At 71.5% G+C, this 26,139-nt stretch carries 24 protein-coding genes; 10 read left to right on the top strand and 14 right to left on the bottom strand.

Annotated elements, in window-relative coordinates:
* The 11 genes from AC21LY_RS20740 to AC21LY_RS20690 all read right to left on the bottom strand — a co-directional run.
* On the bottom strand, positions 1–2,300 hold a 2,300-nt coding region (locus tag AC21LY_RS20740; RefSeq protein WP_489048453.1), incomplete at its 3' end, for an arylsulfatase.
* Between the two features lie 252 nt (positions 2,301–2,552).
* Positions 2,553–3,284, bottom strand: coding sequence for an SDR family NAD(P)-dependent oxidoreductase (locus AC21LY_RS20735; RefSeq protein ID WP_489048452.1), 732 nt, complete (start codon positions 3,282–3,284; stop codon positions 2,553–2,555).
* A gap of 393 nt (positions 3,285–3,677) precedes the next feature.
* Complete coding sequence (locus AC21LY_RS20730; protein WP_489048451.1) at positions 3,678–4,154, bottom strand: DUF456 domain-containing protein; 477 nt, start codon at positions 4,152–4,154, stop codon at positions 3,678–3,680.
* A gap of 6 nt (positions 4,155–4,160) precedes the next feature.
* Positions 4,161–4,994 carry a GNAT family N-acetyltransferase gene (locus tag AC21LY_RS20725; RefSeq protein ID WP_489048450.1) on the bottom strand — a complete coding sequence of 278 codons (834 nt, stop codon included), beginning with the start codon at positions 4,992–4,994 and terminating at the stop codon, positions 4,161–4,163.
* A gap of 50 nt (positions 4,995–5,044) precedes the next feature.
* Positions 5,045–6,193 carry a flavodoxin-dependent (E)-4-hydroxy-3-methylbut-2-enyl-diphosphate synthase gene (ispG, locus tag AC21LY_RS20720; protein ID WP_489048449.1) on the bottom strand — a complete coding sequence of 383 codons (1,149 nt, stop codon included), beginning with the start codon at positions 6,191–6,193 and terminating at the stop codon, positions 5,045–5,047.
* 16 nt (positions 6,194–6,209) lie between these two features.
* Positions 6,210–7,445: a M50 family metallopeptidase gene (locus tag AC21LY_RS20715; RefSeq protein ID WP_489048448.1), complete on the bottom strand. Its 1,236-nt coding sequence runs from the start codon at positions 7,443–7,445 to the stop codon at positions 6,210–6,212.
* A gap of 22 nt (positions 7,446–7,467) precedes the next feature.
* On the bottom strand, positions 7,468–8,388 hold the full coding sequence (locus AC21LY_RS20710; RefSeq protein WP_489048447.1) for a GlxA family transcriptional regulator: 921 nt from the start codon (positions 8,386–8,388) through the stop codon (positions 7,468–7,470).
* Between the two features lie 18 nt (positions 8,389–8,406).
* Entirely contained in the window at positions 8,407–8,946 is a 540-nt protein-coding gene (locus AC21LY_RS20705) for a cysteine hydrolase family protein (RefSeq protein WP_489048446.1), read from the bottom strand.
* A gap of 84 nt (positions 8,947–9,030) precedes the next feature.
* Positions 9,031–10,173, bottom strand: a complete 1,143-nt coding sequence (dxr, locus tag AC21LY_RS20700) for a 1-deoxy-D-xylulose-5-phosphate reductoisomerase (RefSeq protein WP_489048445.1) — start codon at positions 10,171–10,173, stop codon at positions 9,031–9,033.
* Between the two features lie 10 nt (positions 10,174–10,183).
* A complete protein-coding gene (locus AC21LY_RS20695; RefSeq protein WP_489048444.1) occupies positions 10,184–11,221 on the bottom strand; it encodes an AraC family transcriptional regulator in 1,038 nt (345 codons plus the stop codon).
* Between the two features lie 31 nt (positions 11,222–11,252).
* On the bottom strand, positions 11,253–11,876 hold the full coding sequence (locus tag AC21LY_RS20690; RefSeq protein ID WP_489048443.1) for a TetR/AcrR family transcriptional regulator: 624 nt from the start codon (positions 11,874–11,876) through the stop codon (positions 11,253–11,255).
* A gap of 135 nt (positions 11,877–12,011) precedes the next feature.
* Here AC21LY_RS20690 and AC21LY_RS20685 point away from each other — a divergent pair, with 135 nt between their 5' ends.
* The gene (locus AC21LY_RS20685; protein WP_489048442.1) at positions 12,012–13,556 is read left to right on the top strand and encodes a class I adenylate-forming enzyme family protein; all 1,545 of its coding nucleotides are present in this window, start codon (positions 12,012–12,014) and stop codon (positions 13,554–13,556) included.
* A gap of 16 nt (positions 13,557–13,572) precedes the next feature.
* Here the strand turns inward: AC21LY_RS20685 and AC21LY_RS20680 are convergent, their stop codons facing one another.
* Positions 13,573–14,487 carry a DUF952 domain-containing protein gene (locus AC21LY_RS20680; RefSeq protein WP_489048441.1) on the bottom strand — a complete coding sequence of 305 codons (915 nt, stop codon included), beginning with the start codon at positions 14,485–14,487 and terminating at the stop codon, positions 13,573–13,575.
* Positions 14,488–14,604: 117 nt separating this feature from the next.
* Here AC21LY_RS20680 and AC21LY_RS20675 point away from each other — a divergent pair, with 117 nt between their 5' ends.
* The gene (locus AC21LY_RS20675; RefSeq protein WP_489048440.1) at positions 14,605–14,868 is read left to right on the top strand and encodes a DUF2631 domain-containing protein; all 264 of its coding nucleotides are present in this window, start codon (positions 14,605–14,607) and stop codon (positions 14,866–14,868) included.
* Between the two features lie 4 nt (positions 14,869–14,872).
* Here AC21LY_RS20675 and rlmN read toward each other — a convergent pair whose 3' ends face one another.
* Positions 14,873–15,985: a dual-specificity RNA methyltransferase RlmN gene (gene rlmN / locus AC21LY_RS20670; RefSeq protein WP_489048439.1), complete on the bottom strand. Its 1,113-nt coding sequence runs from the start codon at positions 15,983–15,985 to the stop codon at positions 14,873–14,875.
* Positions 15,986–16,161: 176 nt separating this feature from the next.
* On the opposite strand from rlmN, the gene AC21LY_RS20665 reads away from it, so the two are divergent.
* The 7 genes from AC21LY_RS20665 to AC21LY_RS20635 all read left to right on the top strand — a co-directional run bounded on the left by AC21LY_RS20665 (position 16,162) and on the right by AC21LY_RS20635 (position 24,139).
* Complete coding sequence (locus AC21LY_RS20665; protein WP_489048461.1) at positions 16,162–18,063, top strand: alkyl/aryl-sulfatase; 1,902 nt, start codon at positions 16,162–16,164, stop codon at positions 18,061–18,063.
* Positions 18,064–18,224: 161 nt separating this feature from the next.
* Complete coding sequence (locus AC21LY_RS20660; RefSeq protein WP_489048438.1) at positions 18,225–19,379, top strand: CaiB/BaiF CoA transferase family protein; 1,155 nt, start codon at positions 18,225–18,227, stop codon at positions 19,377–19,379.
* A 42-nt stretch (positions 19,380–19,421) separates the two neighbouring features.
* Positions 19,422–20,777 (top strand): MFS transporter, encoded by a 1,356-nt coding sequence (locus AC21LY_RS20655; protein ID WP_489048437.1) that lies wholly within the window; start codon positions 19,422–19,424, stop codon positions 20,775–20,777.
* Positions 20,774–21,175 (top strand): YidH family protein, encoded by a 402-nt coding sequence (locus AC21LY_RS20650; protein WP_489048436.1) that lies wholly within the window; start codon positions 20,774–20,776, stop codon positions 21,173–21,175. The genes AC21LY_RS20655 and AC21LY_RS20650 overlap by 4 nt, the downstream gene beginning before the upstream one ends.
* 1 nt (position 21,176) lies before the next feature.
* A complete protein-coding gene (locus AC21LY_RS20645; RefSeq protein ID WP_489048435.1) occupies positions 21,177–21,491 on the top strand; it encodes a DUF202 domain-containing protein in 315 nt (104 codons plus the stop codon).
* Between the two features lie 46 nt (positions 21,492–21,537).
* Positions 21,538–22,872 (top strand): DUF1254 domain-containing protein, encoded by a 1,335-nt coding sequence (locus AC21LY_RS20640; RefSeq protein ID WP_489048434.1) that lies wholly within the window; start codon positions 21,538–21,540, stop codon positions 22,870–22,872.
* Positions 22,873–22,927: 55 nt separating this feature from the next.
* Positions 22,928–24,139 carry a helix-turn-helix domain-containing protein gene (locus tag AC21LY_RS20635; protein ID WP_489048433.1) on the top strand — a complete coding sequence of 404 codons (1,212 nt, stop codon included), beginning with the start codon at positions 22,928–22,930 and terminating at the stop codon, positions 24,137–24,139.
* A gap of 16 nt (positions 24,140–24,155) precedes the next feature.
* On the opposite strand, the gene AC21LY_RS20630 is transcribed toward AC21LY_RS20635, so the two are convergent.
* Entirely contained in the window at positions 24,156–25,481 is a 1,326-nt protein-coding gene (locus AC21LY_RS20630; protein ID WP_489048432.1) for a DUF1254 domain-containing protein, read from the bottom strand.
* Between the two features lie 150 nt (positions 25,482–25,631).
* On the opposite strand from AC21LY_RS20630, the gene AC21LY_RS20625 reads away from it, so the two are divergent.
* A complete protein-coding gene (locus AC21LY_RS20625) occupies positions 25,632–26,054 on the top strand; it encodes a LapA family protein (RefSeq protein ID WP_489048431.1) in 423 nt (140 codons plus the stop codon).
* The last annotated feature ends 85 nt before the right edge of the window (positions 26,055–26,139 follow it).

Genomic DNA, 26,139 nt, shown 5'->3' with positions numbered 1-26,139 from the left:
GCGAACGGCATCTTGTCGTGGTACGCCCGCGAGACCGCGCCGCCGTACGCCCGGCCGATGTCGAGGCAGTCGTTCGCCGAGAACAGCAGCGCGGCGGTGACCGGCACCTCGCCGGACGCCACCTCGGTGCCGTCGATCCGCAGCGAGACCGACAGCGGGCCGCCGGGGCGCGGCTCGCCCACGTAGGCGGTCTCGACCTCGAGGGTCACCTCACCGGCGGGGATCGGCTCCGGGGAGGCGATCTTCGTGCGCTGCACCAGGAACAGGTTGTACTCGTAGTGCAGCACGCCGTCCTCGAAGTAGGCGGTCAGGCCGCCGCCCGAGCCGCCGAGCTTGTAGAGCACGCCGTTGGCCTTCTCGGGCAGCGTGAGCTGCATGCGGACCACGTTCGGCTTGTTGCCCAGCGCGGGCGCGCAGAACTCGGGGATGCGCACGGTGTCGCCGGACAGGTTCCACTCGGTGTACTTCGGGCCGAGCCGCAGCTCCGGGTGGTACGCCGCGACCCAGAGCCCGCCGCCCACCGGGAGCACGTCGTTCTTCGCCGCCTCGATCGCGAAGACCTCCTTGAGCTGCGCGACCTTCTCCGGGTACTGATCCGCCAGGTTGTGGGCCTGGCTCCAGTCCTCGTTCAGGTTGTACAGCTCCCAGACGTCGGCGTCCGGGGTCCAGGTGGCGAGGCCGGGGGGCGCACCCGGCACCCACGGCAGCCGCGGGCCGAGCGCCGACGCCATCCAGCCGTCCTCGTAGATCGACCGGCTGCCCATCACCTCGAAGTACTGGACCTTGTGCCGCTCCTCCGCCGAGGCATCGTCGATCGAGTAGGCGAAGCTGGTGCCGTCGATCCGATCCTGTTGGATCCCGTTGACGGAGTCCGGCGGCGTGATCCCGACCATCTCGTAGATGGTCGGCACCACGTCGTTGACGTGCGTGAAGTGGGTGCGCGGCACCGGGTCGTGGGAGATCTTCGCGGGCCACTGGATGAACATCGGGTTGCGGGTGCCGCCCAGGTGCGAGGCCAACAGCTTCATACCCTGGTACGGCGACGAGCCGGCCCACGCCCAGGCTGCGTGGTACTGGTTGTCGGTCGCCGACGAGCCCAGGACGTCGAGACCGCCCAGCTCCTCCAGCGCGGCGATGTGCTGGTCCACCGTGGTGGGGATCGCGTTCTGCGCCAGCAGCTCGGAGATGGTGCCGTTCTGGCCCTCGCCCGACGAGCCGTTGTCGCCCCAGATGTAGACGACGATGGTGTTGTCGAGGTAGCCGAGGCGCTCGACCTCGTCGATCAGGCGGCCGGCCTGCACGTCCGCGTGCTCGCCGAAGCCGGCGCACACCTCCATCAGGCGGCGCTGGAAGGGCCGCTGGTGCTCGGGGATGTCGTCCCAGGCGGCCAGGCTCTCCGGGCGCGGGGTCAGTTCCGCGGACTCGGGGATCCAGCCGGCGGCCTTCGCGGCCTCGAACGCGCGCTCGCGGTAGACGTCCCAGCCGTCGTCGAACTTGCCCTTGTACTTGTCCGCCCACTCCTTCATGATGTGGTGCGGCCCGTGGATGGCGCCGGTGGCCCAGTACATGAAGAAGGGCTTGTCCGGGCTGTTCGCCTTGTGGTTCCGCAGCCAGCCCATCGCGTCGTCGGCGATGTCCTCGCTGAGGTGGTAGCCCTCCTCCGGCGTCTTCGGGGGCAGCACCGTGGTGGTGTTGCGCACCAGGTTGGGCTCGTACTGCGAGGCCTCGCCCGCGAGGAAGCCGTAGAAGTACTCGAAACCGTAGCCGGTGGGCCAGTTCTCGAACGGACCGGCAGCGGTGGTCTCCTCGGCAGGCGTGTTGTGCCACTTGCCCCAGGCGGCCGTGGAGTAACCGTAGTTCTTGAGCACCTCGGCGGCCGTGGCGCTGGACTTCGGGATGTGGCCGGAGTAGCCGTCCCAGTCGTTGGCGAGCTCGGCGATCTGGCCGGATCCGACGTGGTGGTGGTTGCGGCCGGTGAGCAGCGACGCGCGGGTCGGCGAGCACATGGCGGTGGTGTGGAACCGGTTGTAGCCCAGGCCCGTGTTGCGCACGCGCTCCAGCGTGGGGGTCTCGATCACGCCGCCGAGCGGCTTGGGCAGGGCGGGCCCGGCATCGTCGATGAGGATGACCAGCACGTTCGGCGCGTCGGCGGGGAGGTGCTTCTCCGGCGGCTTCGGCGAGTACGTGGACTCGGCGAGCGTGCGGCCGGCCACGCTGCCCGAGCCCTTCGGCGGGAACGGCAGCGATCGGGTGACGGGTAGCGGTTCGGCGATTACTGAATTGGCGGCGGTCTCGGCCATGCATCCTCCTCGTTCACGAACAGCACCGACTGATTTCCGGCAGCGAACCGCTTCGTTAGCGGAATTCACTGGAGCGCAACCGGAGCCGGTGGTGGTCGTTCGTGCGCCAAGCATAGGCATAGCGGACGGGTCATGCCGAAGCTCCCCGGAAATCGGACTCGCGAGTCGCGCAGGGAACCGATCGCCGGGCCGTGCGTCCGATTCGTACGGGGACTTCCTGGGCGGACATCGTGGGTGCTGACGGGGCCGACGTCAGGTGACCGAGAGGCCACCGTCGACGCAGAGGTTCTGCCCGGTGACGAAGGCAGAGCCCGGCCCCGCCAGGAATACCGCTGCGGCCGCGAAGTCCGACGGTGCGCCGAGCGTCCCCGTGTGGGCGCGGCGCCGGAAGTACTCGGCGCGCTCGGGATCGGTGAGGACCGCGGCTGTCATCGGCGTCGCCACGAGGCCGGGCGTCAGCGAGTTCGCGGTGACGCCGGACGGTGCCCACGCCTCGGACTGGGAACGGGTGAGCCCGGCGATGCCGGCCTTCGCGACGCCGTACGCGCCGCTGTTGCCGAAGGCGCGGTGCGCCTGCGTGGACGCGACGTTGATGATCCTCCCCCAGCCCCGCGCCGCCATCCGCGGCCCGTAGTGCTGCCCGAGCTGGAACGGCGCGTCGAGGTTCACGGCGAGGATCTCGCGGTAGAGCGCGTCGTCGATCTCGGCGAGCGGCGGACGGGGATTGCTGCCCGCGCAGTTGACGAGGACGTCGACGGTGTCGGTCCGCGCATCGACCTGCGCGATCAACTCGGCAGTGCCGCGGGCGAGGTCCGCGCTGATCCCGTCGGGTCCGAGCCGCCCGCGGTCGCGCCCGGCGCGCAGGACGCGCGCGCCGGCGTCGCCGAGCGCCTCCGCGATCGCCGCTCCGATCCCGGAGCTCGCGCCGGTGACCAGCGCCGTCCGCCCGCTGAGATCGAACAGTGCGGCCGTGTGCGCATTCACGCCATCACCCTACGGATCCTTGGGAGCGCCGATGCGCCCACGCTGATCTCCGGGTTGTCAGAACGGTGGCGGGCCGTCGAACGACGGGTCGGGCCGAGGCGGTGGCGGTGCGCCGATCGCTACGGCCAGGTGTTCCTCGACGGGTACCGGGTTCCGCGATCGAGTGATCGCCATGCTCGAGAGCGGATTCGAGCCGCAGTACCCGTTCCGTTCACGGCGGGAGCCGCGGGCGGCACGCAGGTCCCCGCTCGACGACCCCGACGACCTGGGCTACGCCGCGTGCTTCTGACGAACGAGCGCAATCCATACACTGGAATCGAGACGACCTCGGGGCACTGTCGCCGATCACGGTGCAACGGATCAGCACCGCCCTGCGTATCGCGCTGCCGTAGCTCAGCCGACGACGGCCAACAACCAGATCCCCACCGCCAGGAGGGCACCGGCCAGCTCGATGAGGATCAGCAGGCCGGCCGCCTTGGTCGCGGCGAGCGCCGCCGTCCAGCCCGCACGGGCGTCCCGGAGCCGGAACGCCTCGGCGGCGAAGGTGCCGGCGACGAAGCCGATGAGCAGCCCGATCACGGGGATGACGAAGAAGCCCACGATGCCCAGCACACCGCCGGCCACCAGAGACCACTTCCCCACCCCGGCCCGAGCCATGGTGCGGCCACCCAACAGGTACTTCACGCCCCAGGCGAGCACCATCGCCGCGAGCGCGGCGGCGAAGACCCACCACGCGGCGCCGCCGGTCGCGATCGCCCAGATCAGGAGTCCGAGGGCGACCAGGGAGGACCCCGGCAGGAGGGGAACGACGATGCCCAGCAGACCGACGACCATCAGCGCGACGACGACCACGTACCCCCAGGCGTTCATGAGGTACTAGGTAAGCAGAACCGTGGCGAACGTTGCCACTTGACGGAAGCCGACCCGTTCGTAGGCGCGGCGCGCGGCGACGTTGAAGCTGTTGACGTACAAGCTGGGGAGCCGCCCGGAACGCAGGACCGCCTCGGCGACGGCCGCGGTGCCCGCACCACCGAGCCCCTGGCCGCGCAGGTCGGGCCGGACCCACACGCCCTGGATCTGCCCGACGGTGCGCGAGACGGCGCCGACCTCCGCTTTGAAGGCGACCTGGGCACCGTCGAAGAGGACGTAGGCGCGTCCCGACAGAATGGTGTTGGCGACCCGCCGCCGGTAGGCGCGGCCCCCGTCGGCGCCCCGCGGGTCGACCCCCACCTCGGCGGTGAACATCGCGACGGCGGCCTCGAGGTACCGGTCGAGCTCGGCGAGGCGGGCCGTCCGCACCCCGGCGTGGGCGAACCGGGACGGCTCGCGCATCGTCATCAGTGGCTGGTCCGGCCGGACCTCCCGGGCCGGCCCCCACGCACCGTCGAGGCTCTCCCACAGCGGCAGGACCAGCTCGGAGCGCCCGACGACCGACGCGGCGCTGCGGTTCCCGCGTGCCGCGCGCGCGGCGAAGTACCGCAGATCGTCGACGTCGCCGCGCAGCGGCATGAGGTTCGCGCCGGAGAAGCAGAGGGAGCCGGCGACGCCGCGGTGGGTCCACAGTTCCCCGCCGAGGCGGCCGGGATCGGTGCCGCACTCCTGCACGCGGCCGGCGACCATGCACGCGGCGACGGGATCGGCGTCGAGGACCTCGAGCACGCGGGGCAGGTCCCGCGGCGGGACCGGCCGCTCGTGCAGCATCCTCAGCACCGCGACCTCCTCACACCTGACACGGCCCGCACGAGCGCGGCGACCCGCGATCACGACACCGTGACGACCGGCGTCCCGCTCTCACTATCCCCCGACTCCTCCGCGATGCGCAGGGCTTCCTCGATCAGGGTCTCGACGATCTTCGACTCGGGGACGGTCTTGATGACCTCGCCCTTGACGAAGATCTGGCCCTTGCCGTTGCCCGACGCCACACCGAGATCGGCCTCGCGCGCCTCGCCGGGACCGTTGACGACGCAGCCCATGACGGCGACGCGGAGCGGTACCTCCATGCCCTCGAGGCCGGCCGTGACCTCGTTGGCCAGCTTGTACACGTCGACCTGCGCACGGCCGCACGACGGACAGGAGACGATCTCCAGCTTGCGGGGCCGCAGGTTCAACGACTGCAGGATCGCGTCGCCGACCTTGATCTCCTCGGCCGGGGGCGCCGAGAGGGAGACGCGGATCGTATCGCCGATGCCCTCGGCGAGCAGCGCGCCGAAGGCGACGGAGCTCTTGATCGTGCCCTGGAAGGCGGGGCCGGCCTCGGTCACGCCGAGGTGCAGCGGGTAGTCGCACTGCGCCGCCAGCTGGCGGTACGCCTCCACCATGATCACCGGGTCGTTGTGCTTGACCGAGATCTTGATGTCGCCGAAGCCGTGCTCCTCGAACAGCGAGGCCTCCCACAGCGCGGACTCGACCAGCGCCTCCGGGGTCGCCTTCCCGTACTTCTCCATGAGCCGCTTGTCGAGCGAGCCGGCGTTGACCCCGATGCGGATCGGGATGCCCGCCGCGCCGGCCGCCTTCGCGACCTCGCCCACGCGGCCGTCGAACTCCTTGATGTTGCCGGGGTTCACGCGCACCGCGGCGCAGCCGGCGTCGATCGCGGCGAAGATGTACTTCGGCTGGAAGTGGATATCGGCGATCACGGGGATGTTCGCCTTCTTGGCGATGATCGGCAGCGCGTCGGCGTCCTCCTGCCGGGGGCACGCCACGCGCACGATGTCGCAGCCCGAGGCCGTGAGCTCGGCGATCTGCTGCAGCGTGGCGTTCACGTCGTGCGTCTTGGTGGTGCACATGGACTGCACCGAGATGGGGCTGTCGCTGCCGACGCCGACCCCGCCCACGCTGAGCTGACGGGTCTTTCGACGGGGCGCGAGCGTCGGGACCGGGGCTGCCGGCATTCCCAAACCTACGGACATTTCCTGCTACTCCAGTTCAGTTGAAGAGCTTGATCGGATTGACGATGTCTGCTGTCAGGACGAGCAACATGTACCCGCCCGCGAGCGCCAGGACGACGTAGGTCACCGGCGCGAGCTTCATGTAGTCGACGGGGCCGCCCTTGCGTCCGGTGATCAGGTCGCGGAGCTTCTCGAAGATCACCACCGCCATGTGCCCGCCGTCGAAGGGCGGCACCGGCAGCAGGTTGATCAGGCCGAGCATGAGGTTGAGGCCCGCGAGCAGCAGGAAGAAGACGCTCCACATGTCCCGCTCGGCGACCTCGCCGCCGATCATCGACGCGCCGACCAGGGACTGCGGGGTGTCGAGCCCGCGCTCCTCCCCCTTGATCGCGTCGAGCAGGGCCGGGACCTTCTGCGGCAGCTGGCCGATGGCGACGATCGTCCTGTGGCCGAGGTCCAGGGTGAACGCCGCGGTGCCGCCGATCGCGGTGATCGGGTTGTAGTGCTCGACCACCCCGAGGGTGCCGACGCTGATGCCGATCGTGGGGCCGGAGACCTCGACGAGATCCTTCCCGTCGGCGGACGGGCGCCACTTCTTGCTGGTCACGGGATCGATGACGACGGTGCGCTCGTTCCCGTCCCGCTCGATGCCGAGCGTGATCGCGCCCTTCGAGCCCTGCAGGGCGTCGAAGACGGTGTCCGCGTTCACCGCCGCGCCGTTGACGGTGGCGATGACGTCGCCGCGCTGCAGGCCCGCCTGCGCCGCGGGGCTAGGACGGCACTCGCCGACGGGGCGGCTCGGCTGATCCTTCGAGGGCTTGGTGGTGGCGTCGGCGACACAACCGGTCGCGGCGACGGCGGCGCGGGGCGTCGCCGTCAGCGACGGCAGGCCCGCGGTGACCGCGACGCCGTAGATCAGCAGCGCGCCGAGGATGAAGTTCATGCCCGGGCCGGCGAAGAGCACGAACAGCCGCTTCCACGCGGCCTGCTTGTACATCGCCTTCTGCCGCTCGACGGGCGTCTTCAGCTCGTCCATCAGCGTCATCCCGGCGATGTCGCAGAAGCCTCCGAGCGGCAGCGCCTTGACGCCGTACTCGATGCCGTCCTCCGTCTTCGGGCGCCGCACCGACCACAGGGTGGGCCCGAAGCCGACGAAGTAGCGGCGGACCTTCATACCGGTCGCCTGCGCCGCCCACATGTGCCCGCACTCGTGCCACGCGATCGACGCGAGGATGCACAGCGCGAACGCCGCGATGCCCAGTGCGTACATCATGACGTCCAAGATACCGGGTGGATCAGGCCTGCCGGACGGGCTCGGACGCGCGGCGCCGCAACCTGCGCAGCATCCGCGCATCCGAGAATCCGACCGTCCGGGCGGCGGACTCGGCGGTCGCGCCGTGCTCGATCAGCAACGACGCGTGCTCGAGCCGGACCTCCTGCTGGTACCTCAGTGGCGTCATCCCCACCTCCGCATCGAACATCCGGGTGAGCGTGCGCGCGCTCACGCCGGCGGTCGCCGCCAGTTCCGCCAGCGGCAGGGGCGCGGAGAAGCCGCTGTCGATCGCGTCGAGCGCCCGGTGCACCGCATCGTTGACGTGATCGCGGTGCGCCAACATCACGGACCGCTGCGGAGCGTGACCGTTCCGGCGGGCGTAGACGACCATCGCCCGCGCGACCCGCGCGGCGACGGCCGGTCCGTGCCGGTCCGCGAGCAGCCCCAGCGTCGCGTCGATGCCGCTCGCCACCCCGGCCGAGGTGCGGATCCGCCCGTCGGTCACGTGCAGCACGTCGCGGATCACCTGCGCGCTCGGGTGCCGCCGCGCGAGCGTGTCGCAGTGCACGTGGTGGGTCGTGCACCGCCGGCCGTCGAGCAGACCCGCCGCGCCGAGGGCGAAGGCGCCGGCGCACACCGACATCACCGTGCCGCCGCGGTCGTGGTGCGCCGACGTCCAGCGCAGTGCTGCCGCCGACGCCGGCACGGCGCCGGTGCCGGTCCGCCAGCCCGGGACCACGATCACGTCGCGCGGCCCGAGCAGCGGCAGCTCGGTCTCGGCTCCGAGCGGCAGCCCCTGGTGACTGCGGACCTGCGCCGACTCCCCCACGTACCGCAGGCGGTAGTCGTGGCCGAGATCGTGCGCGACCCCGAAGGCGTGCGCCGGGCCGGCGACGTCCAGCACGTGCACGTCCGGGAGCAGCAGGAACGCGATCGTCGTCACGATCCGCAGTCTCGCACGTCAGGCCACGTCGTCGAGCGTCGCGATGGTGGCGAACCGGCCCGCCAGCGCGAACTCGGTCCGTTCGATCACCGCCGCCGTGGGCAGGACGGCGCCGGTGTCCGGCCGGACGATCGGGAAGGTCGCGGTCGCCTCCGTCACGAAGGTCACGTCGTACCCGAGGTCGGCCGCGACGCGCGCCGTCGTCTCGCAGCACTGCTCGGTCTGGATGCCGGTGATCGTCACGCCGCGGACGCCGGAGGACTGCAGGATCTGGCCGAGCCGGGTGGTGGTGAAGGAGTTGCGGGAGGTCTTGGTCAGCACCGGTTCGCCGGCCGACGGCGCCAGCCCCTCCTGCAGGGCGACCAGGCCCGACTCGGGGTCGAAGGGGCCGCCCGCGCCGGGGGCGGCGTGCAGGATCCAGATCACAGGATCGCCCTTCGCTCGGGCGGCCGCCACCAGGCGATTCACGTCGTCGACGATGTCCGGGTTGGACACCTCGGACCACGATTCACGGGCGACGAAGGACTTCTGGACATCGATCACGAGGAGTGCGTTCATGGTGTCCAGCATCGTGCCGTTCGTCGGGCCGGACCAGGCCCGTTCGCGCCGGTCTCCGGAACGATCCGGTCACGCCCGGCACCGTCAGGCGATCCCCACCAGTTCCGCGGCGCGCCGGCGCGCCCACTCCTCCGCGGCGAGCACGTCCGCGACGTCGCGCGGCTCGGCCCGCCACTGGGCACCGTCGGCGACGACCTGCGCGACCGTGTCGACGATGGCGAGGAAGGACGTGCGGCCGTCCAGGAAGGCCTGCGCCACCACCTCGTTGGCGGCGTTGAAGACGGCGGTGAGGCTGCCGCCGCGGGTGCCGGCGTCGCGGGCGACGGCGATCGCGGGGAAGGCCTCCTCGTCCACGGGGGCGAAGGTCCACGTGTGCGCCCGGGTGAAGTCGCAGGCCGACGATGCCCCGGGCACCCGGTCCGGCCAGCCGAGCGCCAGCGCGATCGGCAGCTTCATCGACGGCGGCGAGGCTTTCGCGATCGTGGCCCCGTCGACGAAGGTGACCATCGAATGCACCACGGACTGCCGGTGCACGGTGACGTCGATGCGGTCGTAGGGCACGCCGAAGAGCAGGTGCGCCTCGATGACCTCGAGCGCCTTGTTCACGAGCGTGGCGGAGTTGAGGGTGATCATCCGACCCATCGACCACGTCGGGTGTTGCGCCGCCTGCTCGGGGGTGACGTCGCCGAGCTCGGCGCGGGTCCGGCCGTAGAACGGGCCGCCGGAGGCGGTCAGGACCAGCCGGTCCACCTCCGACGGTGCCCCGCCCCGCAGGCACTGCGCGATCGCGGAGTGCTCGGAGTCGACGGGGACGATCTGCCCCTCGGCCGCGCGGGCCAGCACCAGGGAACCGCCCGCGACCAGGGACTCCTTGTTCGCCAACGCGAGCCGCGCACCGCTGTCGAGGGCCGCGAGGGTCGGACCGAGGCCGAGGCTTCCGACGACGCCGTTGAGCACCACGTCGGCTTCGACGGTCTCGACGAGGCGGGTCATCGCTTCGGGGCCGGTCAGAGCACCGTCGAAGCCGGCGACGCGGGACGGGTCGGCGATGCCGATCCGGGCACCGTCGAGGCCGGTCGCGCGGGCCTGCCGCGCGAGCAGCTCCGGGTTGCCGCCGCCGGCGCCGAGGCCGACCACCTCGAACCGGTCCGGGTTCTCGGCGATCACCTCCAGCGCCTGCGTGCCGATGGAACCGGTGCTGCCGAGGATGAGGACGCGGGTGCTCACCCTGGATACCCTATCCAGCCCCCGCGCCCGACGGTGCCGACCCGCTCCCGGCCGGAACCGATGCCCGGTATTCGGCGGGCGTGACACCGAACCACCGCCGGCACGATCGGGTGAGAACACTCTGCTCGGCGTACCCCAGCCGGCGCCCCACGGACTCCAGGCCGAGATCGGTCCCGGTCAACAAGCGGTGTGCGGAATCTCGCCGGACATCGTCGACCAGGTCCCGGAAGGTGCTGTCCTCCGCCGCGAGCCGCCGCTGCAGCGTCTTCGGATGCACACCCAGTTGCGCGGCGATGTCGCTGAGCCCCACGGGTTCGGTGGGCAGCGCGTTCCGGACCGCGCTGCGCACCACCACGCTGAGCGGCGCGGTGTACTCCCCCACCGATTCCAGCAGGTGATCGATCGCCACGCGATGCACCACGGGATCCGCGGCCAGTGGCCTCCGCAGGTCCTCGCTCCGGACCCGGAACCCGGCCACCGGCGCGTTGAACGACGGCCGGCAGCCGTAATAGGTGCGATAGTCGACGGGCGGCGTGAGCGCCGGATGCGGGATGTACACCGCCGCCGGGCAGTAGCGCTCGCCGAGGAACACGCGCAGCACGGTCAACACGTTCCCGAGGGACATCTCGATGGCCTGCTCCTGGCCCGGTGGCGGATTCGGGACGTACTCGAACTCGAACCGATGGAACGCGGGGTCCACATCCGCGATCATCCGGGCCGAGATGGCGGGAGAGTGCGCGGCCATGAACTTCTCGAAGACGTCGAAGGCGTCGCCGACGGTGGTCGCGCTCCGCGCGGCCATACCGAGCACACCCAGGAGATCGAGTCCCTGGTAGCGGGCCAGCCGCCGACCGAAATCGGGAAGGTCGAGTTCGGTCGCGGCGACGTCGAGCAGCCGGCAGCCAGCGGACAACGAGATGGTGCGGTCCGGGGCCTCGAGATCGTCGTGCGGGAATCTCGCGGCGGCGGCCAGCACGCGGGTGTCCCCGCCTGATTCGATGACCAACCGGGAGAAGCTGGCGAGGGCCGAGCCCCGGATCGGCGGCATGCCCCTACAGTCGCGAGTCGCCCCGCCGATGTCAACCGCCGAGCGGGTAGCCGACGCCGAGGAAGCAGAACCGCACGATGGCCTCGATGGCGCGCTCGTCGGTGCCCGACGGGGCGGTGGCCGGGTCGGGTTTAAGCCGGCCGAGGAGGGCCTCGCTGATCGCGCCGTTCAGCGCCGACGCGGTGATCGGCACATCCTGGTCGGGGAACTCCCCCGTCTCGATGCCCGCGCGCAGGATCGCGTGCAGCAGGTCGTGATACCGCGCGCGGTAGCGCAGTCGCTCCGCGTCGATCGCCGGGTCCACCGGCTCGAACAGCAGCGACCAGGCCATCCGGCGGCCGCGGACGGCGCGGTGGGCGAACGTCCGCACCAGGGCGGCGAGCTGCGCCGCGGCACCGTCGGCCTCAGCGACCGCGGTGCGCACGGCGGCCAGCTCGCGATCGGCGCCGAGCCGGAAGACCGCGGCGAGCAGTTCACTGCGGCCGTCGAAGTGGGAGTACACGGAGCCGACGCTCATGCCGGAGCGCGTCGCGATCGCCTTCACCGTGGCGGCGCCGAAGCCGCCGGTCGCGACCAGGACCCCGGCCTCGGTCAGCAGCGCGGCGCGGCGCTCGTCGCGGGCGGCGCGGGTGCGCTCGGTCTCCCGGTATGCCATCTCCCGCGAACCCCTCCCGCCAAACCCTGAACCATGATTCAATCCTTGCGTCCGCACTGTAGAACGCATCCCCCTCCGCGGCAACACCGCGCCCGGATCGGGATGAGGACGCCGAAACCGAGAACGAGGAAGACCGTGGATCTGACCACCATGCTCGAGGGCACCGCCCGCAAGTACCCCGCGAAGGACGCGCTGGTGAGCGCCACCGGCCGGCTCGACTACGCGGGCCTGCTCGCCGCCTCGAAGCGCGCGGCGGCGGTGCTCCGCGACGCCGGCGTCCGGCCCGGAGACCGGGTCGGGGTCATGACCTACAACTGCCCCGGTTTCGTGATCGCGGCGTTCGGCGCCTGGCGGGCCGGAGCCACGCTGGTGCCGGTCAACCACAAACTCTCCCCCGCCGAGGTCGAGTACACCATCGCGCACAGTGGCGTGCGGGTCGGCGTCGTCTCCGCGGACCTCGCCGAGACCGCGCGCGCCGGCGCCCCGTCGGTCACCTGGCTGCGCACCGAGACCACCGGAGCCGGCGACGCCGATGCGCCCGCGCCCGGAGACGACTTCGACGCCCTGGTCACCGCCGCCGAGCCCTGGGACTGCGAGCCGGGCGACGAGAACGCCATCGCCCAGATCCTGTACACCTCCGGGACCACCAGCGCACCCAAGGGCTGCGTGCACAGCCACCGCGGCATCACCACCGTGGCGAGCTACAGCGCCAACTCGTACGCCCTCGACCGCGACCACAAGATCCTCATCGCCATGCCGATCTGGCACGCCGCGCCGCTCAACGTGTGGCTGCTGCCCGCGATCTTCCTCGGCTGCACCACCGTCCTGATGCGGGAGTACCAGCCGCTGCCGTTCCTGCACACCCTGGCCGAGCACAGGGTGACCTCGGTGTTCGGCGCGCCGATCGCCTTCATCGCACCGCTGCAGGCCGCCGCGGCCGCGGGCGTGGACATCGCCGAGATCGACCTCAGCGCCATGCAGCACTGGGTGTACGGCGGCGCCCCGATCGGCGCGGAAGTGGCCCGCCAACTCCAGGAGGCGTACCGGTCGGACCGGTTCTACCAGGCCTACGGAATGACCGAGATGGGCCCGACCGGCACCGCCCTGCTGCCGTCCGAGCAGATCACCAAGGCCGGTTCCATCGGCCGCGCCGCCGCGCCCGGCACCGATATGCGGGTGGTCAAGGAGGACGGCACCGACGCCGGCCCGGGCGAGACCGGCGAGATCTGGCTGGCCGGCGACACCCGGATGCTCGGCTACCTGGACAACGAGGCGGCCACGGCCGAGGTCTTCGCCGGCCGCTGGTACCGCAGCGGCGACGTGGGCCGGGTCGACGACGACGGCTACGTCTACATCGTCGACCGCACGAAGGACGTGATCATCACCGGCGGCGAGAACGTCTACTCGCAGGAGGTGGAGGAGGCCATCCGGCCGCGCGCGGACGTGATCGACGTGGCCGTCATCGGCCGCCCGCACGAGCAGTGGGGCGAGACCGTCGTGGCCGTGATCGTCCCGGCGCCCGGCGTCACGATCGAACTCGACGAGCTGCGCGCGTCCCTGGCCGACAAGCTCGCCCGGTACAAGATCCCCCGCGAGCTGGTGCTGCTCGACGAGATGCCCCGCAACCCCTCCGGCAAGCTCACCAAGCACGTGCTCCGCGAGGCGGTGTTCGGCGGCTGACGCGCGGGCTCGGCGATCAGTCCACGAGCGACTCGGGGACGATGTCGACGGGGAACGGGTACTCCACGCGCACGGATTCACCGGGCCGCACGACCTGCGCGTGCCCGTAATCCCCGTCCCCGGGCGCCGTGTGGATGACGACGGTGCCGTCCGCGTCGACCCGCCAGTAGGCGGGGATCCCGGCCTCCGCGTACTTGGCGGCCTTGAGAGTGCGGTCGGTGACCCGGGTGGAGCGGGACGCGATCTCCACGACGAGCGCGACGTCCTCGGACTCGCTCCACACGGCAACCCTGGCGGCGCCGGGCTTCAGGACCACGATGTCGGGGATGAAGTTGCCGCCCGGCACCCGAACGCCGACCTCGTACAGCCCGCGGAAGCCCCGTGGCATGGCGAGGCGGAGGGCCATGAACAGATTCCCCCCGATACTCTGGTGCCCCTGCGACGGCGGTGGAGTCATGAGCAAGCTCCCGTCCACGATCTCGTAGCGGTGCCCGTCGTCCGGCAGCACGTCCAGATCGGCCTCACTCCAGTAGTCCGGAAACGCGTACATCGGCAGAGCCTCGGCGCGGACCACCGCGGACACCGGGATCGGGCCGTAGACGTGCGGGAACAGCTCCTCCGCTCCCGGCGCGGCGTCGACTCGGCCCGCTCGCTCCGCTCCCGGCGCGGCGTCGACTCGGCCCGCTCGCTCCGCTCCCGGCGCCGGGGGCTCGTACCGCACGTCGAGCCCCGTCGGGTCGATGGACAGCAGGACGAGCTGCTCGGCGGGCAGATCGGCGTAGAACCGCTCGCGGACGCCGCGCCACTGCTCCGCCGTGGAGCAGTGCACGAAGCCCACGTCCGCGAGCGACGCGCCGCGGGTGGATACGGTGTATTCGCCCGCGGTGCGGGCCGCGTCCCAATCGGACACGAGCGCCAGATGGAAGATCACCGCGCCACGGTACCGAGGATTTCCCGCCCCTCGTACGACGCACGGTCGTAGCGGGATAGGATTCACCCGTATCCCGGGCCCGGCCCGGTGCTCAGCCGAAGCGATGAGGAGAACCGAGTGGCAACCACCGACCTGGAGCGTCAGACCACCTCGAAGGTCGACGAGGCCGACGTACCTTCGCGCGACTGGGGCTGGAGCGGCACCGCCCCGAACGCCGCCCGCATCGCCGGAATCCTCTTCGCCGGCCTGCTGGTGTTCATGGTCCACGGCAACCACACCGGCCTGACCGAGGACGCCTATCTCATCGGCTTCGCCGTGCTGATCGTCGGCACGATCCTGGTGCAGTGGCTGACCAGCCGCCGCAAGAAGTGGAAGTACTGAGCTTCTACTTCTCCTCGGCGGCCAGCTGACCGCAGGCCGCCGCGATCTCCTGGCCCCGGGTATCGCGCACGGTGCACGAGACGCCCTGCGCGATCACCCGGCGCACGAACTCGTCCTGCCGGTCCTTCGGGGACGCGTCCCACTCGCTGCCCGGCGTCGGGTTCAGCGGGATCAGGTTGACGTGCGCGAACTGCCCCAGCTTCTTGCGCAGCTTCTCCCCCAGCATGTCGGCCCGCCACGGCTGATCGTTCACATCGCGGATCAGGGCGTACTCGATGGACACGCGGCGCCCCGTCTTGTCGGCGTAGTAGCGCGCCGCGTCCAGCACCTCCGCGACGCTCCACCTGTTGTTGACCGGCACCAGAGTGTCGCGGAGCTCGTCGTCGGGCGTGTGCAGTGAGACGGCGAGCGTCACCGACAGTCCCTCGTCGGCGAGCTTGCGGATCGCGGGCGCCAGCCCGACGGTGCTGACGGTGACGTGGCGCTGCGAGATCCCCAGTCCCTCGGGCGCCGGCGCGGTGATCCGGCGCACGGCCTGCACCACCCGCTTGTAGTTCGCGAGCGGCTCCCCCATGCCCATGAAGACCACGTTGGACAGGCGCCCCGGGCCGCCGGCCACGTCGCCGTCGGCCATGGCCCGCGCGGCACTGCGCACCTGGTCCACGATCTCCGCGGTGGACAGGTTCCGGTCGAGGCCGCCCTGGCCGGTGGCGCAGAACGGGCAGGCCATGCCGCAACCGGCCTGGCTGGAGATGCACAGCGTGGCGCGATCCGTGTACCGCATGAGCACGGACTCGAGCAGCGTCCCGTCGTGCAGCCGCCAGAGCGTCTTACGGGTGGTGCCGCTGTCGGTGGCGATGTGCCGGACGGGCGTCATCAGCTCGGGCAGCAGTGCCTCGCCGACGGTGCCCCGCGCGCTCGCGGGCAGGTCGGTCATCGTGGCGGCGTCGGCCTCGAGCCGACCGTAGTAGTGCCGGGCGAGCTGGTTCGCGCGGAACGCGGGCAGGCCGAGGTCCTTCACCGCCGTCTTCAGCTCGTCGTCGGTGAGGTCGGCGAGGTGGCGCGGCGGCTTGCCGCGCTTGGGTGCGTCGAATACCAGGGGAAGAGAGGTGCTCATAACCCCTCCATCGTCCCATGCCCGGGCCGCGAACGCCCCCATCGCCCGCCGTCACAACCGCGGGCCCCGCCGGTTGTGACCGCGGCCACTGGTCTCGCGGGGGAACGTGGTGCACACTCCAGCGACACGACGCCGCAGCGAGATGGAGCCACATGACCACGACGACACCGGATCCGATGTCCAGCGACGACCAATCGCTTCCGACCACGCACGTCGCGCAGTCCCACGAGCGGACGCGGGAGGGCCTCCCCTTCGACGACGTGCGGGACTTCGACGATGCCGACCGCGGCTTCATCGCCGCGCTCGACCCCGGCGTCATCACCGATGCGCGGGGGCGCACCGTCTGGGACAACGACTCGTACGCCTTCCTCGACGGGCCGTGCCCGGAGTCGGTCAACCCGAGCCTGTGGCGCCAGAGCCGGCTCAACAGCCGCCAGGGGCTCTACGAGGTGGTCCCGGGGTTCTATCAGATCCGCGGCTTCGATCTGTCCGCGATGACGCTGATCGAGGGCGAGAGCGGGGTCGTCGTCATCGATCCCCTCGTCTCCGCGGAGACCGCCGCGGCCGGCTTGCGCCTGTACCGGGAGCACCGCGGCGACCGCCCCGTGACCGGGCTGATCTACTCGCATTCGCACGTGGACCACTTCGGCGGAGCGGCGGGAGTGGTGTCCGCCGACGACGTACGGGCCCGACGGTGCCCGGTCGTCGCCCCCGCGGGTTTCCTGGAGCACGCCGTCGCGGAGAACGTCTACGCCGGAACCGCGATGACGCGCCGCGCGACGTACATGTACGGTTCGCGCCTGCCGCGCGGCCCGCTGGGCGCCGTGGGATCCGGCCTCGGCCAGACCACGTCGAGCGGCACCGTGGGCCTCATCCCCCCGACGATCGACGTCACGCACACGGGCCAACGGCTGGTCCTCGACGGGGTGACGATCGAGTTCCAGATGACGCCCGGCACCGAGGCGCCGTCCGAGATGAACATGTACTTCCCCGACACGCGCACGCTGTGCATGGCGGAGAACGCCTCCCACACGATGCACAACGTGCTCACCCTGCGGGGCGCACTCGTCCGCGACGCCCGGATCTGGGCCCGCTACCTGACCGAGGCGATCACCCTGTTCGGCCGCCGGACCGACACCTCCTTCGGCTCGCACCACTGGCCCACGTGGGGGCGGGAGAACGTCCTCGAATACCTCTCGCTCCAGCGCGACATGTACGCCTACCTGCACGACCAGACCCTGCGGCTGCTCAACCAGGGATACGTCGGGTCCGAGATCGCCGAGATGATCACGCTTCCCCCGGCGCTGGAACGGAACTGGGCCACCCGCGGGTACTACGGATCGGTCAGCCACAACGTCAAGGCGATCTACCAGCGGTACATGGGCTGGTTCGACGGCAACCCGGCGCACCTCTGGCAGCATTCGCCGGTCGCGTCGGCACAGCGCCACGTCCGCGCGATGGGCGGGGCGGAGGCGGCGCTGCGGGTCGCGCGGGAGGCCTACGACGAGGGCGACTTCCGGTGGGCGAGCCAGGTCGCGGACTACGTGCTCTTCGCGGATCCGGAGAACACCGCCGCCAAGCGCCTGCAGGCCGCCGCGTTCGAGCAGCTCGCCTACGCCACCGAGAACGCGACGTGGCGCAACTTCTACCTGAGCGGGGCGTGGGAACTGCGGAACGGAACGCTGCCCTCCCCCCGGCGGGGCAGCTCCCCCGCGATGCTCAGCGGACTCACCACGGAGCAGCTCTTCGACACCCTCGCCATCCGCCTCGACGGCGTCAAGGCTGCGGAGGTCACCGCCGTGTCCGAGTGGACCGTCGGCGCCGAGGACCGGCGGCGGGTCGAACTGCGCAACGGCGTGCTGACCCACTACGACCCGACGGGGCTGCCGGACCTTCCGGCGGCCGACGCAGCCGTCACGATCACCCGGACGGGGCTGGCGCGGTTGATCTCCGGCGACTCCGCCGACGATCTTCTCGCCTCCGGCGAGGTGACCGTCACGGGTTCCGAGCGCCTTCTCACCGAGCTCGTCGCCGTGCTCGATCAGCCGCGTCCCGGATTCGACATCGTCCTGCCGTGATCTCCGCGATCATGGAACCCGGTACCGCGGAAGGGTTGTGATTCGTCACAAGTAGCGGCGCGGCGAATGTGACGTACGGCGATGTCGCCTCGGTCACACGTGGGACATGCTGAGACGCGGGCCACGTGAGGTGGTCCACGATCCACACAGCAAGGGACCTCATGCCGAACAACACCGCCGATCAGCCTCCGCTGCACGGAATCCGAGTCATCGACTTCGGTCAGTACATCGCCGCCCCGGGCGCGACCCAGACCCTCGCGGACCTGGGCGCGGAGGTGATCAAGGTCGAGAACCCGAACGGCGACCAGGCCCGGTCGATCGGGTCCTACGGCGAGGCGATCATCCGCGCCTACAACCGCCGCAAGAGCTCCGTCGTCCTCGACCTCAAGTCGGAGGCCGGGCTCGACCGGGCGCGCGCTCTCATCCGGAGCGCGGACGTCGTGGTCAGCAACCTGCGCCCCGGCGCGCTCGACCGACTCGGCCTGTCGGAGAAGAACATCCGCGAGCTCAATCCGACCGTGATCCTCGCCGAGGTCACCGGCTTCGGGAAGACGGGCCCCTCCGCGCAGCGCCCCGGTCTGGACATCGCGGCGCAGGCGGAGTCCGGGCTGATGCACGTCACCGGGGAGCCCGACCGCGAGCCGCAGCGCGTCGGCGTGCCGGTGATCGACCACGCGACGACCTACGTTCTCGCCCAGGCCATTCTGGCCTCGCTCTTCCGCAGGGAGCGCACCGGCGCCGGCGACCACATCGAGGTCTCGCTGCTGGACGTGGCCGTGAACCTGCAGGCGGTCAACTGGGCCGACTACTCGGTCGGGATGAAGCCCGTGCGGCAGGGCAACGGCCAGCCCAGCGTCGCGCCGGCGGCCGACCTGTTCACCACCGCCGACGGCTCGATCGTCGTCTCGGCCTACACCGAGGAGAAGTTCGCGGCCCTGTGCGCCCTCGCCGGGATGCCCGGCCTCGTCGACGATCCCCGGTTCCGCGACAACCCGTCCCGCGTGGCGCATCGCCCCGAGTTGCTCGCCGAGCTGGCACGGTTCTTCCGCGACCTCCCGACCGAGACCGCCCTCGAGCGGCTCACCGCCGCCAACGTCGTTTCGGGCGCCGTCCGCTCGTACGACCAGGCCCGCACCGCGGGCGACGTGGTCGCGTCGGGCATCTTCGTCGAGGCCGTCACACCGGACGGCGAGCACTACACCATTCCCGGCCTCCCCTACAGCGCCACGAGCGTGCCCCGGACCGCCGACGGCGGATCGGTTCCCGCACTCGGGGCCGATACGGACCGCGTCCTCGGCGCGCTCACCGTCGGCTGACGCCTCCCCCCCTCCCCACTCCGAATCAGGAAGCACGACACCATGTCCTCCTCCCCCACCCCCGAGGTCCGCATCGCCGGCCTCGACGACGCACTCGCCGACAGCGCCTCCCTCCGTCGGCGCGGATGGTTCGTCACCATCACCCTGATGCTGTTCATGCTCGTGAACTTCGCGGACAAGTCCGTCGTCGGCATCGTGGGCGTCGAACTCCAGCACGACCTCGGCATCTCCTCCGCGCAGTACGGCCTCCTGCAGAGCGTCTTCTTCTGGCCCTTCGCCGTCGGCGCGCTCGTGCTCGGCGCTCTCGGCGGCCGGGTCAGCGCACGCTGGCTGCTCACCGGTCTCGTCGCCCTGTGGGTGGTCAGCCTGATCCCGCTCACCGGCATCTTCACGGCGTCGTTCGCGATCCTCGTCGCGGCCCGCATGCTGCTCGGCTTCGCCGAAGGCCCCGCCGCGGCTCTCGCCCAACAGATCACACACACCTGGTTCGTCCCGAAGCGCCGTTCCCTGCCGTCCTCCGTGGTGATCATGGGCGCCTCCCTCGGCCCGCTGATCGCCGCCCCCGCACTGACCTGGGTCATGCAGAAGTGGGGATGGCAGGCCTGCTTCCAGGTGCTGATCGTGCTCGGCGTGATCTGGATGGCGCTGTGGCTCCTGATCGGCCGCGAGGGACCCGCCGCGAACGCGAAGGCGGACGAGACCGACGGTGAGGTCAAGGCCGCCACGCAGCTCCCCGAAACCGCTCCGCTGCGCATGATCTGGGTGCTGCCCACCGTCTTCGGCACCGCCTTCTTCGCCTTCTGCTCGTACTGGGCCACCTCGCTCAAGGTCAGCTGGCTGCCGGTGTACCTGCGCCAGGGCCTGCACTACAGCGCGACCGAGACCGGCTACCTCGTCGCTCTGCCGTTCGCGGCCGCGGTGATCTTCACCTTCCTCGCCGGCCTGGTCTCCGGCCGCCTGCTCCTGCGCGGGGTCTCCTCGCGGATGGCCCGCGGCGCGCTCGCCGCGGCGCTCCTCCTCGGCGGTGGCGTGTCCATGATCGTGTTCACCGTCCTGCCCGCGGGCGCCCTGCAGATCGTCTTCATCACCCTCGCCTTCTCGCTGAACACCGCCGCCTGGGGGCTCGCCTTCTCCCTGCTCTCGGACGTCGTCCCGGCCAAGCAGCGCGCCTCGGTGATGAGCACGATCGTCGCTATCTACAGCCTGGGCGGCGCAGCCGCCCCGCTACTGATCGGCTGGCTGGTCTCCGGAACCTCCAGCAAGGCACAGGGTTACGGCTACGGCTTCATGGTCGTCGGCATCATCATGATCGCGGGCGCCGTGGTCGCGTACCTCTGCGCCCACCCGCAGCGCGATGCGCGCCGGCTCGTCGCCGCGTGCGAGACCACGGCGGCATGAGCACTCCGCTCCACCCGGCCGACTCGCCGACCCGTCGCCCGCACCGGGTGTACGGGGTCGGCGAGGAGCCGGACGTCCGGTTCTCCCTCGCCAACGAGCGCACGGCGCTCGCCTGGATCCGTACCGCCCTGGCACTGGTGGCGGGCGGGGTCACGCTGACGACCGTGGCGGGGCTGTCGACGATCCCGGCGCCGCTCTACGCGGTCTCGGCCGCGGCGTGCCTCGCGGGCGCGGTGCTCGCGGTCGTCGCTCTGCGCCGGTGGTCCCAGAACGAGCGCGCGCTGCGCCTCAAGGCCGCACTGCCCGCCCCGGTGCACCTGGCCTGGCTCGTCGTGGGGATCGTGGTCGCGGCCGCGGGACTCTGCGTCCTCGCCGCCGTGCAGTGGTCCGGAGCGTGACATGACCGGTGACCCCGGGCTCCAGCCCCAGCGGACGGCGCTGGCCTGGCAACGCACCTACCTGGCCGGATACCTCGCCGCGCTCGGCATCGGCTTCGTCGGCCTGCACTCCCGGCACCCCGCCGTCTCGGCGGCGGCGCTCACGACCGCCATCGCCGTCGCCGTGACCGGCGTCGCGATGCTCCCGCGGGGCCGTGACCGGGCCCCCGGGATCGACGGCCTGTGGCGCCTCCTGCGCGTCACCGTCGCGATCGTCCTCGTACTGGCCCTGCTCGGCATCGTCCTCGCCCTGACCTCGCTACTCCGTATCCACTGACCATTTCCGAAGAAACCTCGAACACCCCCGACGTGAAAGGACGACGATGACACCCCCGACCACCGCCCGCAGCGACGAGGCCGCACAGGCCGCGGAGACCGCGACCACCGCCTTCCGCCTCGGATTCGACGCCTATCTGTGGGGCTACCCGCTCGTGCTGATGCTCAGGACGCGCAACACCCTGATCGATCCGACCCGCCGCAGGCCGAGTCGGCTCAACACCGCCTCCGCGATCCCGCGACTGCTCACCGACCGCGACCACGAGGTGGTCAAGCCGAACAACGACACGATCTACGTGATCGCCTGGCTCGATCTCAGCGCGGGCCCCGTGACGATCTCGGTCCCCGCCATCGAGCGCTACTACGGGCTGCAGTTCCTCGACGCCTACACGGAGACCTGGGGATACATCGGCACGCGGGAGACCGGTACGGGCGCCGGCACGTACACGATCGCCGGGCCCGGCGACGGGACGGTCGCGCCCGGACCGCACGTGCTGACGGCGCCCACCGACACGGTGTGGATGCTGGGGCGCGTGCTCGTCGAGGGCCCCGAGGATCTCCCGGCGGCGCAGGAGATCGCGAAGGCGATCGAGGTGACCGGCCCGGCGGTGCCCACGCCCATCACCGGCCCCGCCCCGTCCCCGCACACCGTCTCCGAGGCGGGGATCGGCTTCTTCGACGAGTTGTCCGCCGCCCTGGCGGGCAACCCGCCGGCGGCCGCCGACGCCCCGCTCGTGGCGCGCCTCGCCGCGGCGGGGATCGGCGTCGGCCGGGTGCCGAGCCGGGAGCTCGGCGACGCCGCGGTCCGGGCCGGCCTCGTGGCCGGAGCGAACGCCGCGCACGCCGTGATCGCGGCGAGCGATCGCGGACTGTCCTCGGTCGGTGGGGACTGGGAGTACGACCTCGCGGTCGGCCGGTACGACGGTGACCACATGCTCCGCTCCGTCGTCGCCCGCAACGCGCTCGGCGCACTCACCGCCGAGGAGGCCGTGTACGCCAACGCGGGCGCCGACGCCGACGGCCGGCGGTTCGACGGCCGGGAGCGGTACGTCCTGCGCTTCGCACCGGACGAGTTGCCTCCCGTGGACGGGTTCTGGTCCCTGACCATGTACGACGAGCACGACTTCCTCACCGCGAATCCGATCGATCGCTTCGCGATCGGCGACCGCACCCCCGGAGTCCGGTACGAGCCCGACGGCTCGCTCGAGATCCTCATCGCCCACGAACGTCCCGAGGACACCGCGAACTGGTTGCCCGCACCGGCGGGCCGCTTCCAGTTGACTCTGCGCCTGTACCTTCCGCAGGCTCCCGTCCTCGAGGGGCGCTACCGCGTACCGTCGGTACGACGGATCCCGGCCGCCGGCACCCGGGCTTCGGACTGATCGGGCGCGCTGCGCGCGTCACGGTCGAGACGTCGACGGAAGGGATTGCTGCACCGTGTGGTCTGACACTACGACGCGGATCCTGCTCGACCTGCGGAGGAGCGCGCACTCGATCTCCCGGACCGCCATGACGCGATACGCGGAGACCTCGCTGTTCTACGCCGGGGGCGATCTGCCAGAGCACCTGTTCCGGGAGAGTGCGCACACCCTCCGCGTCTTCGTGGAGGTGGCGTGCAGCGCAGTGCTCGGCGAGCAGGCGGACGTCCCCGGCGCCCTGTCGCACGTGCTCGACCGCGGTGCCGAGCGGTCCGCCGAGGGGTTGCCCGTCCGGGAGTACCTCCGGTGCTGGCAGGTGGCGATGGCGGTCCTCGACGAACGGGTGCGCGAGCAGGTGCCCGCCACGGAGGCGGATGCCGGGCCGCTCCTCGTCGCGCTGCGGACCGTCTACGACGAGGTCCTCCGGGAGGCCTCCGCCTCGTACACCCTGCACGCGACGGCCCTCGCGGCGGCGGACAGCAATCGGGACTCCGAGAGCCTGGACGCGCTGTTCGCGGGGGTCCACTCCGACGGTGACGCCGCCGGCGCACCCGCGCAGCCCGTCGTGGTGTTGGCCGACGTGACCCGGAGCTCCGCGGAGGACAACGCGCCCGACGAATCCGCCCGCGCACTCGCGGCGCGGCGCAAGGCGCTCCGGATCCGCGGGCGGATCGAGCGCGTGGTGACGGGCCTGTGGCTGCTGGACGTCCGGCAGAACGCGGTGCGGGCGATCAGCGCGCCGGAGGCGGTCGACTGGACGGCGCTCGCCGGCGACCTGAGCAGCGCCGCCGGCGCGGAGGTCACCGTCGCGGTCGTCGCGGCCGAGTCCGTGGCGGACGTGCCGCGCGCCGCCTCGGCCGCCTCGGACGCGCTGCGGACCGCCCTGCGCCGCGGCATGCGCGGACGCGCGGTGACCCTCGAGGACGTGGCGCTTCCCCTGCACCTGACCCATCCGAGCTCCGGGCTCGCCACGCTCCTGCGCCGATGCGCACCTATCATCGAGCGGCCCGAGCTCACGCAGACGTGTCGCGCCTACCTGGACTCCGGGATGGACCGTCGCGCCACGGCCGATGCCCTGGGGGTCCATCCGAACACGGTCGACAACCGCCTCACCCGGATCCGCACCCTCACCGGGCTGGACGTGCACCGCGCGGAGGACCTCATCACCGTCGCGATCGCGGTGGATCCGGCGCGGGGATGGTGCGACCCCGCGCCGTCCCCGCGCGGGTGAGCGGCGCGCCGGCCCCTCAGCAGCGACGCAGGGCCGGGATCGCGTAGTCCCCCGCCAGGAGGGATCCGCTCGGTAGGTAGCAGCGCATGGTCACCTCGAAGGGGCCCTCGGGCGCGGGCAGCCAGTTCGCGGTGCCGTCGGCGGGAGCCTGGGCGGAGATCCGGATCTCCAGGGCACCGTCGGCGCCGCGGATCAGGCCCGGCGTGCGATCCCCGATCGAGTACCGCCCGATCGGGTTCTCGACCAGGAAGTTCTCCTGGTCGTACATCGTGATGGACCAGAATCCGTGCTCGGGGTCGACGGGTGGCAGTTCGTCCGCGCCGAATCGCAGCACGTATTCGTGGCTTCCCACGAGTCGCTCGCCGTCGGCGTCGTACTTGCTGGTCGGGTAGATCGCCTCGTCCGCGGTGAGCGCGCCGAGTCCGCGCAGCGCGATGGCCGCCCGCAGGAGGGTGTTGCGGCCGTAGTCCCCGAGCCGGGTGCTGTAGCTCCACCCCGGCCGGGCCGTCGCGCCGCCGTACGATTCGAGCCACGCATGCGCGGCCCCGACGGCGCCGCCCAGCATCGCCCGGGCCACCGGGTCGGTGATCTCCGCGCTGGGGACCCGCCCGGCGGCGATGCCTGATCCGGCCAGCTCCGCCACGAACTCGTCGTCGTGCGCCGGCGGCGGATCGGAGGCGAGCACGGCGCACAGCTCGTCGAAGAAGCGGAGGCCCGCCTCCTGGACCGTGTGGGGCGACGGTGCCGGTCCGGTCGGGGGCGCCACGCGGGGCCCCGTCAGGCGGTAGCTCTCCGCGATCGCCCTCGCCGCGGCGAGGTCCTCGGGCCCGTCCACCAGCGTCCGTCCGAAGAGCCAGACGTGATCGGTGGGCGAGCGCAGCACCGTCGCCCCCGGCGAGCTCTCGCCGTCCGCGCGCGGGCCGACCAGGAGGTACTCGCCCCCGTCCGATCCGGTTGCGCGGGTTCCCACGTAGGCGAAGGTGTTGGTGTACGCGTCCATCAGCTGGAAGCTGTGATAGCGGGTCACCGGCGGCACGGTCAGCGTCACCGGGCCCGCGGACAGGTCCACCCACGCCCAGGAGTAGACGGTGTCGTTGTTGGGCTTGACGATCAGGCGGTCCTCGTGGGTGTACAGCGCCGCACTGTGCGAGAACGTGTTCGGCGGGAAGCCGTCGCCCCTCGTCGGGTCGGTGGCGTAGTCCCGCGTGCGCGCCGTGATCACGGCGGGGTAGCCCCACAGATACGCACGGAAGCCGAGCCGTGCCCAGCGGGCTGCGGCATCAGCTGCGTCGCCGATGGGGTCCCGGCGCGCGGCGCGCTCGGTCGTCGATTCCACGGTCATGGGCGGATAACCTCGCTCTCGATCGGATGCCCTCCACACTTCCGCGTCGTGTCCGGCGCGGGTAGTGGCGTCCGTCCCAGCCCCGGGGCGGGAGTACTGTCGCCGCGTCACAACGCACGGTGCGCGCCCCGCCGTGGCAGGATGTGCGCCATGGCGAAGGACGAAGACGGCGCTGCGGCCGGCGAGGACGCGGTGGCGATCCCCGCACCGGACGTCGCACCCGAGGAGGCGCCCGCCGACTCCGGACGCGGGCGCCCGGCAGGGGCACCGGCACCGGCGCCGGCGTCGAAGCGGGGCGTCGACACGCGCGATGCCTACGAACAGGTCAAGCACACCCGGTCGGCGGCGCTGTGGTCCGGGCTCGTCGGCGGCGCCGTCATCCTGCTGCTCCTGCTCGTCTTCATCGTGCAGAACCAGGCGAACACCGAGATCAGCCTGATCTTCTGGAAGACCACCCTGCCGCTCGGCGTCTCACTACTCATCGCCGCGATCGGCGGCGCGCTGCTCGTCGGGCTCGCCGGCGCCCTCCGGATCCTGCAGCTGCGCCGCGCCGCGAAGAAGCTCCAGGACTGATCCCGCGTCGGGGGGGGGGGGGGGGGGGGGGGGGGGGGGGGGGGAGAGAGAGGAGAAAAAGAAGGGGTGGGTGGGGGGGGGGGCT

Source organism: Tsukamurella sp. II2bb (genome assembly GCF_057815145.1).
The sequence above is the reverse complement of the archived record's forward strand: the minus strand, read 5'-3'. Positions and strand labels throughout refer to the sequence as shown.

Bases quoted from the DNA above. Each gene is read 5' to 3' on its own strand.
- AC21LY_RS20665 (WP_489048461.1), top strand. From the start codon at position 16,162: ATGTCCAGCGACGACCAATCGCTTCCGACCACGCACGTCGCGCAGTCC.
- AC21LY_RS20655 (WP_489048437.1), top strand. From the start codon at position 19,422: ATGTCCTCCTCCCCCACCCCCGAGGTCCGCATCGCCGGCCTCGACGAC.
- AC21LY_RS20640 (WP_489048434.1), top strand. From the start codon at position 21,538: ATGACACCCCCGACCACCGCCCGCAGCGACGAGGCCGCACAGGCCGCG.
- AC21LY_RS20695 (WP_489048444.1), bottom strand. From the start codon at position 11,221: ATGCCGCCGATCCGGGGCTCGGCCCTCGCCAGCTTCTCCCGGTTGGTC.
- rlmN (WP_489048439.1), bottom strand. From the start codon at position 15,985: ATGAGCACCTCTCTTCCCCTGGTATTCGACGCACCCAAGCGCGGCAAG.
- AC21LY_RS20730 (WP_489048451.1), bottom strand. From the start codon at position 4,154: ATGAACGCCTGGGGGTACGTGGTCGTCGTCGCGCTGATGGTCGTCGGT.
- AC21LY_RS20625 (WP_489048431.1), top strand. From the start codon at position 25,632: ATGGCGAAGGACGAAGACGGCGCTGCGGCCGGCGAGGACGCGGTGGCG.
- ispG (WP_489048449.1), bottom strand. From the start codon at position 6,193: ATGTCCGTAGGTTTGGGAATGCCGGCAGCCCCGGTCCCGACGCTCGCG.
- AC21LY_RS20690 (WP_489048443.1), bottom strand. From the start codon at position 11,876: ATGGCATACCGGGAGACCGAGCGCACCCGCGCCGCCCGCGACGAGCGC.
- AC21LY_RS20650 (WP_489048436.1), top strand. From the start codon at position 20,774: ATGAGCACTCCGCTCCACCCGGCCGACTCGCCGACCCGTCGCCCGCAC.
- AC21LY_RS20715 (WP_489048448.1), bottom strand. From the start codon at position 7,445: ATGATGTACGCACTGGGCATCGCGGCGTTCGCGCTGTGCATCCTCGCG.
- AC21LY_RS20630 (WP_489048432.1), bottom strand. From the start codon at position 25,481: ATGACCGTGGAATCGACGACCGAGCGCGCCGCGCGCCGGGACCCCATC.
- AC21LY_RS20645 (WP_489048435.1), top strand. From the start codon at position 21,177: ATGACCGGTGACCCCGGGCTCCAGCCCCAGCGGACGGCGCTGGCCTGG.
- AC21LY_RS20660 (WP_489048438.1), top strand. From the start codon at position 18,225: ATGCCGAACAACACCGCCGATCAGCCTCCGCTGCACGGAATCCGAGTC.
- AC21LY_RS20705 (WP_489048446.1), bottom strand. From the start codon at position 8,946: ATGAACGCACTCCTCGTGATCGATGTCCAGAAGTCCTTCGTCGCCCGT.